Origin of the sequence: Pseudomonas avellanae BPIC 631 (assembly GCF_000444135.1) — a bacterium.
Lineage (GTDB): Bacteria > Pseudomonadota > Gammaproteobacteria > Pseudomonadales > Pseudomonadaceae > Aquipseudomonas > Aquipseudomonas avellanae.
In genome coordinates this window covers 21633-36783 of sequence record NZ_ATDK01000047.1, presented here as the reverse complement: position 1 = coordinate 36783, position 15151 = coordinate 21633, and the positions used below count along the sequence as shown (strand labels likewise).

Below are 15151 nucleotides of genomic sequence, written 5' to 3'. Positions count from 1 at the left end.
AGGCGCTGATCATCTGCTTCTGCCGAGTTTGCGGGTGAACGGTGCGGATATCTCGCATTTCAGTCCGGCTGGTTCGTAGAAGAATGTTGCCGCACCATCAAACGCATTGCTCAAGCTGCCCTTGATCATCGCCGTGCCGTAACCCTTGCGGCTCGGCTGCTCAACCTGCGGGCCGCCGCACTCAGTCCAGACAAGCCTGAAAGTGGCGTCGGGGTCGTCGATGCCCTGCGCGACGATCGACCGCTGGATGTCCAGCCCTCCCGCACCTTGAGCCAGCGAACCGTACTTGGCGGCGTTCGTACCCAACTCATGTATCACCAGCGCCAAGGCCGATGCAGCCTCTTGAGTCAGCAGAATATCGGGGCCGGAAAAACTGATATCACAGTCTTTTTGATAAGGCGCGAGCATTTCCCGCAGTAAAGTCGCCATGTCGATCTCGCAAGCGCTCAATGCCAGCGAGTGCGCGCGATGCATCATCACCAGCCGCTCACCAAACACCGCCCGGAACTGCTTCGCTTCGGGGTACCGCTTCAAGGTCAGATTGGCGACACCGCCAATGATCAGAAACAGATTGCGAATACGGTGCTCAAGCTCACCGAGCATGAGCGTGTTGGACTCCTGCGACCTGCTGTACGCACATATACGGGCGCACAACGATGATGCAACTTGGAGAAAGTCGCGCTGTTCAGCGGTGAACGACATGCCCAAAGGGTGGATGATTGCGATACTTCCCTGAGCATTATTCTCAGCGCTCAATGCCGGAATCGAAATCATCGCATGCAGATCATGCAGGGCGAAGAGCGCTTTCCACTCTTGCGAAAAGCGCGGATCATTTGCCACATCCGACACTTCGATGGTTTTCCCGGTCAATATGCCGAGCCCGCATGAGCCGTGCTTGCCGGTAATGATGTTGCCCACCAGTGATTGAGAAAACCCGGACGGCAGATTCGGGAAAATAGACTGGCGGAATGTTCGGCCTGCTTTATCCAGCACATTGGTGCCAACAATGACACCCGGCAATCTGGCCTGCAGCGCGATGGCAAAATCTTCAAGAAGCGATTCGGCAGGCAAGGCTGATGACATGACGTCCAGTGCGCGATGACGAAAAACCTCTAGAAACTCACGCATGACAGCCGCATCCTCAGGTGCGAAAAAGTGCTGCCATAATACACCCGTGGCTGGCCTGCAATGATCGAGTTGGACGAAACGCCTTTTTGAAGAAGGGGAAAGCGTGTTCGCCGTCATTCACCTATTAAAGCTATCCTGAACACTTTCCGGGAATGGAAGTCCTTAATGACACGCGCCGTACTGTTGGTACTGTTGATCCTCGCGGTTGCATGGCTTGCGCAAAGTGGTGAAAGCGACGAAATGCACTGCCCTGATAAAGATGCGAACTTTTTTGCCGATTCCATCAACGCTTATTTTGACAAGCACCCACCAAAAGCCGGAAACACCGTGACGGTCGTTGACGGTGCCCGATACGACAATCATACCCATTGGTGGATAGTGCCGGTCGATGTTGGTCAGGACAAACTACAGGCGCTTTTGAGTTGTGACGGACACCTCGAGTTGTCCGGGCGCAACGGGTAAAACCGCTTCCTGAAGGATATCGAACATATACAGCGTTGCACTGGGTCATCTGCCAATAGGACGTTATGAGGTCTGTTGCAGTCTGCGGTGTGTGAGGCAAGTTTCGAGTGATCTGTTGTGGGGTTGATCAATGGGTAGACGCCCCGGAGCCAATCGTAAAGCTAACCCCGGCTGTCACCTTACGACGGGGTTTGGAAGCACAGACGATTTGCTCGGTGCCATCTGCACGCTCGGCCACGATGAATCCGCCCTTGGAAAGCACCACGGTTCTGCCTGCGGCTTTGGCTTTTTCGTAAGCCATACGGGTTGCGAGGGAAGCCTGAGCCGGGATCTGAGCTTCAAGCTTTTGAGTAGCCTCTTCGGACAGCGCTTTGGTGGCGGCTTTGGGCATGGATCCTCCTGGTCAGTCTGCTCTGAGTGAGCGTGAACGATTTCATAGTAGCCCGAAAAACTACGTTTCGACACGGGACAGATTACGCCTTGTTTACCCGATGTGGCGCAGGCACGAGGCCTGCCTGCGCTAAGCCCGTTCGCATAGGCGGCTATTTCACCGATGCAGCCAGCCCTTCACACTAACCAATGCCACAACAGCAACGTGCCTATCAGCCCGACCACCGACACAATCGTCTGCAGCACCGACCAGACCCAAAGAGTCTGTTTCAGCTGCAGGCCGAAGTATTCGCGGACCATCCAGAAGCCTGCGTCGTTTACATGGCAGAAGAACACCGAGCCTGCGCCGATGACCAGCGCGATCAGTGATGCCTGAACCGGTGCGAGCCCTGCCATCATGGGTGCGAGGATGCCTGCGGTGGTGGTGGTCGCAACGGTGGCGGAACCGGTTGCCTGACGCAGCGCCACGGCAATCAGCCAGGCCAGTAGCAGGTACGGCATATGCGCACCTTCTGCCACTTTGCTGATGGTCTGGCTGACTCCGGCGTCCAGCAACGTCTGCTTGAGGCCGCCACCGGCACCGATGGTCAACAACAGCACAGCAATCGGCGCGAGACTTTTGCGCAACGTACCGCCGACATGGTCGCGGGAAAGCCCATTGGCCCAGCCCAGGCAGACCGTTGCAGCCAGCACCGCGATACCCAAAGCCACCAGTGGTTCGCCGAGAAATTTCAGGGTCAGCGCGACAGTGCTTTCAGGCTCCATCGTCACTTTGGCCAAAGTGCTGCCGAGCATGAGAATCACGGGCAGCAGAATGATCAGTAGCGATATACCGAAGCCAGGCTGGCGACCGGGATCGGGCTTGGCACTGAATAACTCGCCCAGTTCGGCAGGCTCCTGGATGTGCATGCGCCCGGACAACCAGTTGCCATACACCGGGCCGGCGAGAATCACCGCTGGCACTGCGATGCACAGCCCCAACAGCATGGTCAGGCCCAGATCAGCGTGCAGGGCACTGACGGCGATCAGCGGCCCGGGGTGTGGCGGCATCAAGGCATGCAGTGTGGTCATGCCCGCCAGTGCCGGAATCGCGATTTTCAGCAGTGGCTGGCCGGACTGACGAGCCATGACGAAGATGATCGGCACCATCAGCACCAGACCCACTTCAAAGAACAGCGGCAGGCCGATGACCATGGCCACCAGTGCCATTATCCAAGGCAGCATCCGGCCTTTGCCCAGTTTGAGCAGGGTTGAAGCAATGCGATCCGCGGCCCCCGACTCGGCCATCAGGGCACCGAGCATCGCCCCCAGTGCGATGATGATGCCTGCCTCGCCAAGAATGGCGCCAGCGCCTTTGCTGAACGCTTTTGCAACGGATTCGGCAGGCAAGCCCGCACCGATACCGGCAATGAAAGTGCCTACAAGAATCGACAGAAAGGGCGGAAGTCTGGTTGCGCTGATCAATACGATGATCGTGGAGATAGCAATCAGGCAGCAGATGATCAGGCGGGTATCGTGAAACACCCAGGCAGCAGACGACAAATCCAACGCGGGCCTCCTATCGTTGAGTCTTTGATTTGGGCGCTTTTCAAGAGCGTGGTCCCGGAGAAAATAGAAACAATTAGTTTCAATTCTTCAGAAGATACCGGAATACGCGATTGCACCGCAGCTAAATATTCGGGTGATGCACGCGGCCTATAGGCTGGCAATAAGCCACTCAAAAAAAACCGACAAAGCCCTGAATATCAATGGCTCCAGCGCGATGCACCCCTCAAATGATGTGGGTATAGTGACGATGCAACAGGTACGTGACACACAGTCAAACCAGCATCAATTATCCGCTCGGCATTGCGTCACACCGTATCTGATAAGCGCCGCGATCAATTACCGGATCACTCGACAGGAAATCAGATGACCTCATCCAGCCAGCGCCTGGCTTTGCTTGAAGCAGTTGTCGAGCAGTCATTCAACGCCGTGTTGATCACCGATGCCAATCTGGCAAACGGCGGCCCGCTCATCGTTTATGTCAACCCGGCGTTCTGCACCATGACGGGCTATACGGCCGAGGAACTGATCGGTCTTTCGCCGCGCATTTTGCAGGGTGCGGATACCGACCCGCAGGTTATCGAGCGTCTGCGGCAATGCCTGAGCGAACGTCTTTTTTTCGAAGGGTCGACGGTCAATTACCGTGCGGACGGCAGCCCGTATGTCGTCGAGTGGAAAATTTCACCGGTGCGCGACGATGCGGGCCAGGTCTGCAACTTTGTGTCAGTGCAGCAAAACATCAGCCCGCGCATCCGCGCCGAGCGTGAACAACACTTGCTGGCGCAGGCGCTGAACGCCGCGTTCGACCCGATCATCATTACTGATCGCAACTCCACCATCGTGTTTGCCAATGAGGCGTTTCAGCTCATAACAGGTTACAGCGCGCCCGAGATCATTGGGCAAAACCCCCCGCGAATGCTGCGCTCGGGCAAACATGACGCGCTGTTTTATGCGCAGTTCAAAGAGTCGCTCGCGAGCGGCGAGCCCTTTCGCACCACCTTTATCAACAAGCGCAAGGACGGCTCGCTTTTCTACGCCGAACACAGTATTTCCCCGCTGCGTAACGTGGAGGGTGTAATGACGCATTACGTCAGCATCAGTCAGGATGTGACAACTCGCCTGGGGCGCGAGCAGAAGTTGCTGGAGATTGCCCACAGCGACCCGCTGACCGGGCTGGATAACCGAAGGGCCGCGGAACACACGCTTGAGCGCATGATCAATACAGCGCGGATATCGGGCAAGCCGTTCAGCTTCATTATCTGCGATATCGACCATTTCAAATCAGTGAATGATCAGTACGGTCATCCTGCTGGCGACAGCGTATTGAAAAACGTTGCAGCCATTCTCAAACACCGGATTCGTGCGTTTGACATTGCCGCCCGCTGGGGAGGCGAAGAATTTCTGATACTGGTGCCCGACAGCTCACTGAAACAGGCCGCCGAGCTGGCAGAACGGGTTCGCAAAGGCGTGGAAAGCCTTGAAATACCTGAAGCAGGCCCGGTAACCATTTCTTTGGGGGTTTCAGAACTCAGCCCCGGAGAAACGGCCGCAAGCCTCATCCAGCGAGCGGACAAGGCGCTGTATCAAGCCAAGCGCCTGGGGCGCAACCGTGTCGAGATTGCTCACGCTGACGACCCGGCTTATTGATGCTGATTTTCGGCTGTCGCTACTACGGTCGAGCGCCCTCGACAAGAACAGGCATTCTCAGAATCTTGTTGGCAGCGGTGATATAAACCCAGTGCTGCGAGCCTGCGGAGCAGAACGCAAGATTGCCGGTGTCCTTGGCCGTTACCAGCAACTTGCCGAGCAACTTCCCGCTGGCCGAAAACACCTGAACGCCCTCTTTGCTGCTGCTCCAGACATTACCTTGAGCATCGACCTTGAGCCCGTCGGGAATACCGGGGGTAATCTCGGCGAACACTCGTCCATTACTCAGCGCCCCGTCGTTGACCTGATACACCATAATCCTGTGGGCCAGCGTCGGTTTTTTGAAGTCATGCGCCAGTTGCGAATCTGCGACGTACAACAAACGCTGATCCGCGGAAAACGCCAGGCCGTTGGGCGAGTGCAGTCCTGGAGTATTCTGTCTCACCAGTTGATCGTGCTCTGGATCGTAGCGGTACACATACTCGCCGCCCTGCTCCGGCTTGCCGCCATAACTTTCTGCCTTGTTCAGTACGCCAAAGGTCGGATCACTGAACCAGATGCCTCCTTGATCATCGACTGTGACGTCGTTTGGACTGTTCAAGCGTTTACCCTGGTACTTGTCGACCACTGTGCGCCATTGACCGTCCGGCTCCTGACGCACAATGGCGCGCTCACCATGGGAGGCAGCAATGACACGCCCCTTGGAATCCCGAGCGTGCCCGTTTTGATAATGGGCAGGGTCCAGCCAGGTACTGACGCCTTCGCCCTCTTTCCAGCGCATGACCTTGTTGGCCTTGACGTCACTCCAGATCAAACCACCCTCGGGCAGACATAACGGCCCTTCTGCCCACTTCGCATCTGCAGTGACAATCTGTGCCTGCGCATCGGGCTGAACAAGTGTGGCGAAGTGGGGGTTGCTGGCAACTACCTTTACAGGCGATGCCGTGTCCGAAGCCATGACTGCACCGCTGGCAAGAAGCGCACTGCCGAACAAAAGCACTGATATGTTCCTGCCCGGATGACGTAAAACCCGATTCATACGCTTCGTCCTGTCGATCAATAGGCGCAAGGGCCAGAGGTACGTTTGGCAGCAGCTTGGGGCTTGAGTTTCACAATGAGCTGAACGTTGGGCTGATCACCCACGGTACGGCTCAAATGCCCTACGCGCTTATCGTCGGGCCGCGCCCTGGCGCTGGCGTCGGCATTGAACTGCATCTCTCCGGGGCCTTGAACAAGCACCGTGCCATCGGTTGTTTCCACCGACCATTGCCCCTGAAGCGTGATGACCCACTGAGGGCCGGGGGCGTGATGCCAACTGCCGACGTAACCCGGCGGCAACACCGCATAGGCGATACTTTCGATTTCATCGGGCGACACACCGATCCACTGAGGCTCGGCGGGTGGTGCGTAACTTTTAAACTCCAGTCCCTCAATGCGACAGTGGTCCACATGAGTGGCGCCCTGCTCATCGGCCCAGACCGTTGCATACTTGACCGGGGGTTGAAGCTTGCCGTTACTGGTGGTGCTTTCTGAAGCGTTACCGGGAACGGACAAAACGGCAGCGAAGGTATTGCTGCCGGTCGCCCATACAGCAGTACAAGCAAGTGCAAGTGCGAAGCGCGTTTTCATGAGTACATCCTTATTCACAATGATGGCGGGGAAAAAACCGCGTGACCCGGCTTTTTCGCATCTTATAAAACGGGCCTGCACTGAGCGCAGGCCCGAGCGCTGTATCAGAGTTTCGGCAGCTGCCCGATACGGCCCATCATCTCGGTCACGATCTGCAGGTCGAGCAGAAACTGCTCGGTGGTCTTGAACTCGTTATCAGTGTGACCGGTGTATTTGACTTCAGGTCTTGCCAGACCGAACTGCACGCCGTTGGGCAACTCATGAACCGATGTAGCGCCCGCCGAAGTGCCGAACGCGTGTTTCATGTCGAGGTTTTCAGTGGCCACAGCGAGCAATGCCTTGACCCACTCGCCTTCCGGGTTGCGATACATCGGCTCGGCAATGGAATAGTCGAACACCGGGTTGATAGCGGTCTTCGTGCTCCATGCCGTGAGTTTGTCGGCAATTTCAGATTTGAGCACTTCTGGAGACTTGCCCTTCGGCACGCGCAGATTGACCGCAAGTTTGAACGCCTTGTCATCCAGCGCAACGTAAGTCAGGGAAGTCGTCAGCGGCCCCATGAACTCATCGGAGAAACCAACACCCAACTTGCCGCCCAGATAGTCCAGGCCCCAGTTGTCGGCCGCATAGCGAGCGGCATCCGTGATGTGGTTGTGCTTGAGCGCAACGTTGCCGTCGAGGCTGTTGATGAAATCCAGCATCCTCGCTACCGGATTGACGCCGGACTCGGGCGCAGATGAGTGCGCGGAAACACCGGTCACTGTCAACTTGACGTCCTTACCTTCCACGTTGGCGGCAATCTCGAAGTTGCCGCCATTGCGTTTCACATAATCTGCGCCGGCCTGTTGCAGGCTGGCTGCCAGTTGCGCAGGCTTGTCGGTCACCAGCGTAACGACTGATTTCGACGGGATCTGATTGGTGGCCATGCCACCGGTCATCGAAACGATCTCGGCACCCTCACCCTGCGCAGCGCGCTTGGCAAAACTGGCCATGACGGTGCCGTAGCCTTTCTCCGCAATCACAACCGGATACCCGCCATCCAGCGCCAGGTTGTAATTGGGTGTCGGATTGCGCTCGAAGTAGTAGGGAATGGCATCGCCGGCAGTCTCTTCAGTGGTGTCTATCAGCAGCTTGAAGTTTCTCGCCAGCGGCAGCTTTTCTTCCTTGATGACTTTCATCGCATACAGCGACACCACGATGCCGTTCTTGTCGTCTTCGGTGCCACGGCCGTACATGCGGTCACCAATCAGGGTGACTTTGAACGGGTCCAGACGAGTGCCGTCAGGTAATACCCAGTTCTCTGGTGTAACGGGGACAACGTCGGCATGCACATGAATACCTACGACTTCATCGCCGCTGCCGTCGAGCGAGACTTCATAGACGCGGTTATCGACGTTGCGAAACTTAAGGTCGAAGCGTTCGGCAAGGCTCTTGATCGTGTCGGCGATTTTGATGAACTCAGGGTTTTCATGCTGGGCAACGCCGTCCACACGCACCGTCGGAATGGCGACCAGCTCACGCAGCGTCTCGGTGGCCGCGCTGCCGTACTTAATCCGCGCGTATAGGCCGAGCAGGCGATGAATTTCGTTTTGCTGCGCTTCAGAAAGCTTCTTGTTGTCGAGAAAGGCCGCGATCGCAGGGCCGATATTTGCGCTCTTGGCGATATCGTTCTTGTTCACGCTCGCCAGAAACTGCCTGAAGTCTGTTAACGATGTACCGCTGAACGTCTTGACGATAACGGCGCTCTGCTGCGCATCAAGGTTGGCATAAGCCGACGTAGTCACGGCTGAAAGGCTGGTCAGTATCAGCGTGGCTGCGGCGAGTTTTTTGAGTGCGAAATTCATTTTTGAAGGCATTCCTTGGCAGGCAGGGGTTTGAAAAAAACCTGATCGTTTGATCAGTAAGCCTTCCAACTTACACCACGAGACAAGACGGCGGGAATCCCCGCTTTGAAAACCTTCGCGAGCGTGGTGCAGCAAACTATCCCGATGGCGAACATCGACATCCGCCCTCACGCGTAAACGACCCTGGTCTTTTTTGTGGTTCAGCAGGCGCTCGTTAATGTGACATCATCCCTGTCTACCTGTGGGCCTGCGCAGACCACAGAACGACATTGCCCTCACTCATGGAAGGAAAATAAAGTGCACTCGAGAAGTACGCTGGCAGCCCTGCTGATTTCGATAAGCCTGCTTATCGGTGGGTGTGACAAGAGCGACGCACCACAAAGCGTTGCGCAACCTGGCAGCCCGCCGCAACAAAAGATGAGTGCCGAGCAGGCCGAGGTCGAAAAGTACAATGTCTATGTAAAAGCGGCCAATTACGGTGCTGACTTTGGCGAGTTGCTGGAGAAACGTCTGAATGAATATCCCAAGAAACTCGCAGCGGGTAAAAAGCTGACGGATTACTACATCTTCAGTACCTACGACATCAGCACATGGCAAAAGAACCTGAAGGAGGCACTGGCCATAGAGTCTCCAATGCCCGAGCTGGATGAGCCCGCAAAAGGCATGCTTGAAACCCTCGCCAAGCTGGCTCCTGTCCAGGCCGAACTTGAAAACTACGCACAGTCCAAAGGCTTCCTCGCCGATGATGGAAAGAAGGCCCGGGAAATGGAGCCTGCTCTGCAAGCAGCGATGAAAGACGTCGCCGTATACCAGGCGGTGTTTTTTGACGGGATCAACAAGCGTGACGACATAAACACCAAAAACGCGTTTGAAAGCGCAGAAAAAGACTCAGTAGCTTATTATCGAGCAGGCATTGTCGTGTACGCGAAAGAGTCCGCGCGGTTAGCCAGCGAGTTCTTTCAGAACGCTGGAAGCGAAGAAACTGCCAAGCCGTTCGAAGCCAGTCTGAGCAAAACGGCACAGATGATCGAAGGCTGGGACAAAAAAACCCGCGAACAAACGCGCTCGCCGGGCTGCACAGTGGTATTGAGCGACCTGAACGGTTTCGTGGGCAAGGGACGCCAGGCGATCAGCGATGCACGAAGCGGCCAGTACAAACGTGAGAATAATAGCGAGTTGAGATGGCGTTCATTCAACCCTGTCGAGCGAGGTGCCAAAGACGTACAGCGCGCTTTCGGCAGCTTGATCAACAGCATGAACCGGGACGAATGCATCTGACGATGATCTTCGCCACTCGCAGGATGCTTGAAGCGCATCCCGCAAGACATCTTATAAGGGGGCGCAAATGATCAAGCTGCTACGCCATCTAAAAGCCCGCTTCGGCCAAAAGCGCACTGCGCCGCCGCCCGCCAGCGCCCCGATTGCCGAGCCGGCCATCGTGTCTCGCGTGCAACAGAACCTGGCCTGGCTGCCGGTGCATCAAGAGCCTGAACCGCTGAATTCACCGCCCCCCCGCCTGCCCGCCTGCCCGCCCTTGGGCAGGGAAAACGAATCACTGCTCATCCGCTACCGGGCTTACATCGCGCAGGTAGAACAGGCTGACCGAACCACACTGGACGAGGCATGCTGTCAAACCGGGCGGCAGCTAGCTCAAGAATTGCTCGACACGGCAATCACCATGGCCAGCTGGAAAGCCGATAGCTCGCCCGATATGTACTGGCTGATACAATCCGCAGCCATTGCTTCAATGTTTGCTGACGGCGTGCAATCAGAAGCCTTTCAGCGTTACAGAGAACATCTGCAGCACTACAGAAAGGGGCGGCTGACCGCGGGACAGGTGTCGGCGTTTGATATCTACGTGGGGTGGCATACGCCAAAGCCGGTCAGGGCCTTTCTGCCACACCCGTCGAGCGATACACGGTCACCCAGCGAACCTTCACCCACGCCTCAAGATATCGACGAGCTGCTGTCATACCTGCCACGGTTGTACCCGGACGGTGTGGCTATCAAAACGTACGTCGTCAAAGAGAACACCTACTGGCCGGAATATTTCAAGGTCGTGGACGATTTCTATCGCGCCTCGGGCAAGGGTTGCTGGACTGACTTTGATTACATAAATCATGGCGCAGGGGACATGCTCGAAAATGATGCCTACATCGCGCAGGCAAACCTTGCAGACATACAAACCATGCTCACCTATTGCAACAGGGGCGAACGCTTTTGCGACGGGCATCATGGCGGGATGATCGAGAAAGGCTACATGCTGAAGATCCTGCGCAGGCTGAATGTGCTGCGCGGCGCGTGCACGGCTCATTGAGCCAGCAATGACGCGGAGTGTTTGGCATCGTGCGCAAATCTCGAAGAGCTCAAGAAACGGGCTTTTGCCCGAAGGGCGCAGGAGCTTCAGGAGGTCACAACGGCTGCGAAGCGACCCCACAACCTGCTGACTCTGCTACATCTGGCAAACCGGGGCGGCCGGTTTTGCTGCCAGTTTCCGGCAGATCGCGGACAAGTCCGCTCCTACAAAAATCGTGTATTTCAAGTCATCCGTTCAACTATTGTGCAACGCTCCGCGTCGGCATCCAGCCCCAAGCAGTGCGGACGAGCGAAGCACCGCACAGATCCGCTCCTATATGTGCACCACAATTCCCGAGGTGCCGTACTCATCACGTACAGCTCTGACTGGCGAATGACTTCAATAATGTATGCCGGCCCCAAGGTCCGCAGTATTCAGGAAGACATGCGATCCGCCTGTAACCACAGCGCGCGTACCACTTGGCCACATCTTCATCCAGCGTCTCGATCAAAGCGTCCACACAGCCTCGCTCGGCGGCCAGCGTTTCAATCCTGTGCAGCGCCTCTGCCCCCAGCCCCTCTCCTCGCGACTGAACATCGACCCAGAGATAACTCACAAAGAGCCGCTGAAACTCGGTGCGACCTGTCGCGCCGCCAATCACCAGACCGTTTTCCATAACCACACAGGCGATCGAGCCAGCCAGCCCTCCTTTCGCCTCGGACAATGCGCGGCCGTGGTGTAAGACACCGGCCCCGATTACCTGGATCTGATCATCGGCAATCTGTGCGCCTGTAAGCCACTCCCTCATCTCATCACTCCTTCGTTATGGGCCGAAAAGTACATGAGCAAGATAAAGGCCAACCGCACGATAAACCCCACTGAATTCTTCCGTCGCTGACGACTCCGACTATTACCGAGCGACACTTCAAGTCATCCGCTCACCTACCCGAGGACACCTGTATGACCACTGCATTCAAAGTTGGCGACGCGGTACGCTGGAACGCCGAAGCGGGCGAGGTGCATGGCAAGGTCACCAACGTGCACACAAAGGACGTCGAGTTCATGGGCAAACACCGGCCTGCTTCCAGGGACGATCCGCAGTACGAGGTGAAGAGTGACAAGACCGGACACTCGGCGATGCATCACGAGGGGGCGCTCAAGCACGCTTGATCTGCCATGCCGCCTACATCAATCGGCCAGCAAAAGCGGTATCAGGGAAACGTGTCGAAATAAATACAATTGGAAATGAAATTCTACTGGCTGTATTAAGTGAACAGATCCTTCGCCCAGCGTGGCTGGGAGCGGGATCCACACCACACTTCGACAGTTAGGTTCTGTACGAAAAGTCGGCGAGCGAAGGTCAGGCAAGGCAAAAACAGGCGAGGAAGCGGAGTCTACGTGTTGTAAATGAGCATTCCGAGCCTGTTTTTAACGCAGCATCACCGAGCGCAGCCACTTTTCGTACAGAGCCTAACAAGCCTGAGGCTTTTTATGACATCGTCCCTGTCCCGCCGCAAGATCCTTCAAGGTGCCTGCTGCCTTCCCGTTGCCGCAGCGCTGATGGAATTACCCTCGATTGCCAACGCTGCAACGCCCACCTCGCCCCGAACCACATTGACGGCTGATCAGGCACTCAAAGCTCTGCGCGACGGCAACGATGCGTTCATGACGGACAAAACCATCAACGTCGAGAGTAACCGTGATCGCCGTCTGGAAATCGCCAAAGGCCAGACTCCGTTCTGTATTCTGATCTCCTGCTCCGACTCGCGCGTACCGCCAGAGCTGCTCTTCGGGCGTGGTCTGGGTGAACTGTTCATCGTCCGTAACGCAGGCAACACCGTGGACACGGCAGCGCTGGGCTCGATCGAATACGGTGTCAGCCAACTGGGTGTGCCGCTGGTGGTGGTGATGGGCCACGAGAAGTGTGGTGCCGTGGCTGCAGCGGTGTCGGTGGTGGAAGACAACACGGTTTATCCAGGTGCCATTGGCCAGATGATCGAACCTATCCTGCCGGCTGTGTTGAGCGCCAAATCGAAGAAAGGCCGCAACCTGCTCGAAGACTCGGTCAAGGCCAACATCCAGCGCACTGTCGCCCGTTTGCGCACGGCTTCCGAACCTGCCCTGATGAACCCGATCAAAACCGGTCAGGTCAAGGTGGTCGGTGCCTATTACAGCCTCGAAAACGGCAAGGTCGATTTCTTCGACGTCTGATGTATTGAAGTCTTGACGCAAAAAAGCCAGCGCACGGACTGCGCTGATTCTTTTCCATGAACGCTGTTTCCCGCCTCGTTGCCGCCCTCCCCGCCATGCTGTAAAAGTTGCCTGAACGCCTGTCACAGGCCATCTGATCAATACGACTCAGGATGCAGTCGGCACTTGGCATCGCCACACGTCAAATAAAGGAAACGCGTGAAAAAGGATTATCTGGCGTTCTTCACATCATTGTTCCTGTCACGATTGGCCGATCAGGTTCTGCTGTTCATCGTGCCACTGGTCGTCTTTCAAACCACCAACAGCGCGTCTTGGGCGGGGCTGGCGTTTTTCGTCGAATCGCTGCCGCGCTATCTGGCATTTCCTGCATGTGGAGCACTGTGCGACAGGTTTTCTCCCGTAAGAATGCTGCACATCAGCCAGGTCTATCGAGCGCTGATCTGTGTAGTGGCGGTGCTGTTGTACGGGGCGTTCGGCGGGATTTTCTGGCTGGTGGTGCTCTCGGCTGTGTGCGGCGTCCTGACCACCCAGGGGATCATGGCCCGCGAAGTGCTGATGCCGCACATTTTTCAGCGCTACAGCTATACCAAGACGCTTGCTTACTCGCAGATTGCCGATCAGACAGGTCTGGTCCTGGGACCGCTCGCCGCGGTGCTTTTACTGGATATCTGGGCCTGGCCGTGGGTTGTGCTGTGCAGTGCCGGGCTGTTTCTACTGGCCGATCTGGCCATGCTGGTATGGCAACGCAGCAGCGCTATCACGCTTGATGCCTGTGACCCGTCAGTAGGCATCGGGTGGCAGCCGCTGAAAATCGCACTGGGGCATATCGCCCGACTGACCGAGCTGAAAAAAGTCATCACCCTGGCAGTCGGGGTCAACCTCATCGTTGGCGTAACGCTGGCCACGTCGGCGGCGATGGTTATCGGCGAGCACACTGCGGGCAATGGCAACTACGCCAGCCTGCAGATGGCCGGTGCGTTGACGACCATCGTGATTCTGCTGTTTCTCGCCCGTGTGGTCGTGCCGATGCGGGTGCTTGGCAGTGTTTCGTACATGATGATCGTAACGGGTGCACTTGTGAGCGCGTTGAGCCCCGGCCTGGGCGGCTATGTGTGCGGCTTTCTGCTGATTGTCGGATTCGACAAGATGTTCAACGTTTACCTGCGCAGCACTCGACAGCGCGTGATACCCAGGCAGGACTTCGGCAAGACGGTAGGCGTGATCACCCTGCTCAACAATCTGTCGCAGCCGTTGGCCGGGTTGCTGGTTGCGCTGCTGGCCGCTCCGCTGGGAACTCGGCAGGTGATCCTCATCCTCGCTGCGCTGAACGCTTTGCTAGGCCTCGCCGCGCTGTGGCTATTCGGGGGATGGCGAACCCGACGCTGATCGAACATCCTCAATGAGGGTGCCTGCACGCTGATCGCACGCAGGCACCCCGGACGAGATCAATATTCTCAGATCACGCCGCAAGCAGCACGATCACCGCCGCCGCCCAAAGGTTTAGGCATGTCGGCGTGGTTATCGCCGCCGGCATGAACCATCAACGCATGGCCTTTGATTTCCGACAGTTTTTTCAGGCGTGGTGCCAGTACCGGATAGGTTGCAGTACCGTCAGCCGTGACATAAAGCGCAGGCAGGTCGCCCAAGTGACCTTGCGCATAAGGCCCCAGGTGTTTGCCGGTCTTGGCCGGATCAAAGTGACCGCCCGCGGCCAACGCCGCAACCTTCACGCCGTCCTTGGTGCCCGCTTCGCAACTGCCGTTTTCATGCACATGAAAACCGTGAACGCCCGCAGGCAAGTCGGTCAGTTTCGGCGTAAACAGCAAGCCGTACTGCGTTTCGCTCACCGTGACGCTGCCGATGGGTTTGGGCGCGCCATCAGCGCTGACCAGATTGATGGGAACGTCCAGCGATGCGGCCTGAACACTGAGGGAGAAGGCGCCAAGCAGGCCCAGCCAAAGATGAGATTTCATAGGTTTCAATGCGTCCCTGATCTGTT

Annotated in this window: 15 protein-coding genes; 7 read left to right on the top strand and 8 right to left on the bottom strand. The window is 56.8% G+C overall.

Translation table 11 applies throughout. The features are described 5' to 3' along the window. Positions 1-9 precede the first annotated feature (9 nt). Positions 10-1128, bottom strand: a complete 1119-nt coding sequence (locus DW49_RS0102560) for an HWE histidine kinase domain-containing protein (protein WP_005615636.1) — start codon at positions 1126-1128, stop codon at positions 10-12. Between the two features lie 165 nt (positions 1129-1293). Here DW49_RS0102560 and DW49_RS0102555 point away from each other — a divergent pair, with 165 nt between their 5' ends. Further along, the gene (locus DW49_RS0102555; RefSeq protein WP_003375803.1) at positions 1294-1590 is read left to right on the top strand and encodes a hypothetical protein; all 297 of its coding nucleotides are present in this window, start codon (positions 1294-1296) and stop codon (positions 1588-1590) included. 127 nt (positions 1591-1717) lie between these two features. On the opposite strand, the gene DW49_RS0102550 is transcribed toward DW49_RS0102555, so the two are convergent. Both DW49_RS0102550 and DW49_RS0102545 read right to left on the bottom strand, forming a co-directional pair. Next, the gene (locus DW49_RS0102550) at positions 1718-1981 is read right to left on the bottom strand and encodes a hypothetical protein (protein ID WP_003375805.1); all 264 of its coding nucleotides are present in this window, start codon (positions 1979-1981) and stop codon (positions 1718-1720) included. Positions 1982-2157: 176 nt separating this feature from the next. Beyond that, on the bottom strand, positions 2158-3528 hold the full coding sequence (locus tag DW49_RS0102545; protein ID WP_005615633.1) for a GntT/GntP/DsdX family permease: 1371 nt from the start codon (positions 3526-3528) through the stop codon (positions 2158-2160). 363 nt (positions 3529-3891) lie between these two features. Here DW49_RS0102545 and DW49_RS0102540 point away from each other — a divergent pair, with 363 nt between their 5' ends. Continuing rightward, on the top strand, positions 3892-5172 hold the full coding sequence (locus DW49_RS0102540; protein WP_005615630.1) for a sensor domain-containing diguanylate cyclase: 1281 nt from the start codon (positions 3892-3894) through the stop codon (positions 5170-5172). A 22-nt stretch (positions 5173-5194) separates the two neighbouring features. Here the strand turns inward: DW49_RS0102540 and DW49_RS0102535 are convergent, their stop codons facing one another. The 3 genes from DW49_RS0102535 to DW49_RS0102525 form a co-directional block, all read right to left on the bottom strand. Then, complete coding sequence (locus DW49_RS0102535) at positions 5195-6172, bottom strand: SMP-30/gluconolactonase/LRE family protein (RefSeq protein ID WP_005615627.1); 978 nt, start codon at positions 6170-6172, stop codon at positions 5195-5197. 56 nt (positions 6173-6228) lie between these two features. Then, positions 6229-6801 (bottom strand): cupin domain-containing protein, encoded by a 573-nt coding sequence (locus tag DW49_RS0102530; protein ID WP_024420250.1) that lies wholly within the window; start codon positions 6799-6801, stop codon positions 6229-6231. A 104-nt stretch (positions 6802-6905) separates the two neighbouring features. After that, entirely contained in the window at positions 6906-8645 is a 1740-nt protein-coding gene (locus DW49_RS0102525) for a dipeptidase (protein WP_024420249.1), read from the bottom strand. Positions 8646-8942: 297 nt separating this feature from the next. On the opposite strand from DW49_RS0102525, the gene DW49_RS0102520 reads away from it, so the two are divergent. Together DW49_RS0102520 and DW49_RS0102515 are read left to right on the top strand one after the other, a co-directional pair. Beyond that, positions 8943-9923 carry a YiiG family protein gene (locus DW49_RS0102520; RefSeq protein ID WP_005615619.1) on the top strand — a complete coding sequence of 327 codons (981 nt, stop codon included), beginning with the start codon at positions 8943-8945 and terminating at the stop codon, positions 9921-9923. A 67-nt stretch (positions 9924-9990) separates the two neighbouring features. Further along, the gene (locus DW49_RS0102515; protein ID WP_005615616.1) at positions 9991-10962 is read left to right on the top strand and encodes a DUF6508 domain-containing protein; all 972 of its coding nucleotides are present in this window, start codon (positions 9991-9993) and stop codon (positions 10960-10962) included. 349 nt (positions 10963-11311) lie between these two features. On the opposite strand, the gene DW49_RS0102510 is transcribed toward DW49_RS0102515, so the two are convergent. Then, a complete protein-coding gene (locus DW49_RS0102510) occupies positions 11312-11749 on the bottom strand; it encodes a GNAT family N-acetyltransferase (protein ID WP_005615613.1) in 438 nt (145 codons plus the stop codon). Between the two features lie 152 nt (positions 11750-11901). Here DW49_RS0102510 and DW49_RS0102505 point away from each other — a divergent pair, with 152 nt between their 5' ends. The 3 genes from DW49_RS0102505 (at position 11902) to DW49_RS0102495 (ending at position 14538) form a co-directional block, all read left to right on the top strand. Then, complete coding sequence (locus DW49_RS0102505) at positions 11902-12111, top strand: hypervirulence associated TUDOR domain-containing protein (RefSeq protein WP_005615610.1); 210 nt, start codon at positions 11902-11904, stop codon at positions 12109-12111. 321 nt (positions 12112-12432) lie between these two features. Then, complete coding sequence (locus DW49_RS0102500) at positions 12433-13152, top strand: carbonic anhydrase (protein WP_005615606.1); 720 nt, start codon at positions 12433-12435, stop codon at positions 13150-13152. Between the two features lie 198 nt (positions 13153-13350). Then, on the top strand, positions 13351-14538 hold the full coding sequence (locus DW49_RS0102495) for an MFS transporter (RefSeq protein WP_005615603.1): 1188 nt from the start codon (positions 13351-13353) through the stop codon (positions 14536-14538). 68 nt (positions 14539-14606) lie between these two features. Here the strand turns inward: DW49_RS0102495 and sodC are convergent, their stop codons facing one another. Continuing rightward, on the bottom strand, positions 14607-15125 hold the full coding sequence (gene sodC, locus DW49_RS0102490) for a superoxide dismutase family protein (RefSeq protein WP_017699713.1): 519 nt from the start codon (positions 15123-15125) through the stop codon (positions 14607-14609). Positions 15126-15151 lie beyond the last annotated feature (26 nt).

Coding starts and splice junctions, on each gene's coding strand:
- DW49_RS0102560 (WP_005615636.1), bottom strand. CDS start 1,128: ATGCGTGAGTTTCTAGAGGTTTTTCGTCATCGCGCACTGGACGTCATG.
- DW49_RS0102550 (WP_003375805.1), bottom strand. CDS start 1,981: ATGCCCAAAGCCGCCACCAAAGCGCTGTCCGAAGAGGCTACTCAAAAG.
- DW49_RS0102500 (WP_005615606.1), top strand. CDS start 12,433: ATGACATCGTCCCTGTCCCGCCGCAAGATCCTTCAAGGTGCCTGCTGC.
- DW49_RS0102530 (WP_024420250.1), bottom strand. CDS start 6,801: ATGAAAACGCGCTTCGCACTTGCACTTGCTTGTACTGCTGTATGGGCG.
- DW49_RS0102525 (WP_024420249.1), bottom strand. CDS start 8,645: ATGAATTTCGCACTCAAAAAACTCGCCGCAGCCACGCTGATACTGACC.
- DW49_RS0102510 (WP_005615613.1), bottom strand. CDS start 11,749: ATGAGGGAGTGGCTTACAGGCGCACAGATTGCCGATGATCAGATCCAG.
- DW49_RS0102505 (WP_005615610.1), top strand. CDS start 11,902: ATGACCACTGCATTCAAAGTTGGCGACGCGGTACGCTGGAACGCCGAA.
- DW49_RS0102540 (WP_005615630.1), top strand. CDS start 3,892: ATGACCTCATCCAGCCAGCGCCTGGCTTTGCTTGAAGCAGTTGTCGAG.
- DW49_RS0102555 (WP_003375803.1), top strand. CDS start 1,294: ATGACACGCGCCGTACTGTTGGTACTGTTGATCCTCGCGGTTGCATGG.
- DW49_RS0102515 (WP_005615616.1), top strand. CDS start 9,991: ATGATCAAGCTGCTACGCCATCTAAAAGCCCGCTTCGGCCAAAAGCGC.
- sodC (WP_017699713.1), bottom strand. CDS start 15,125: ATGAAATCTCATCTTTGGCTGGGCCTGCTTGGCGCCTTCTCCCTCAGT.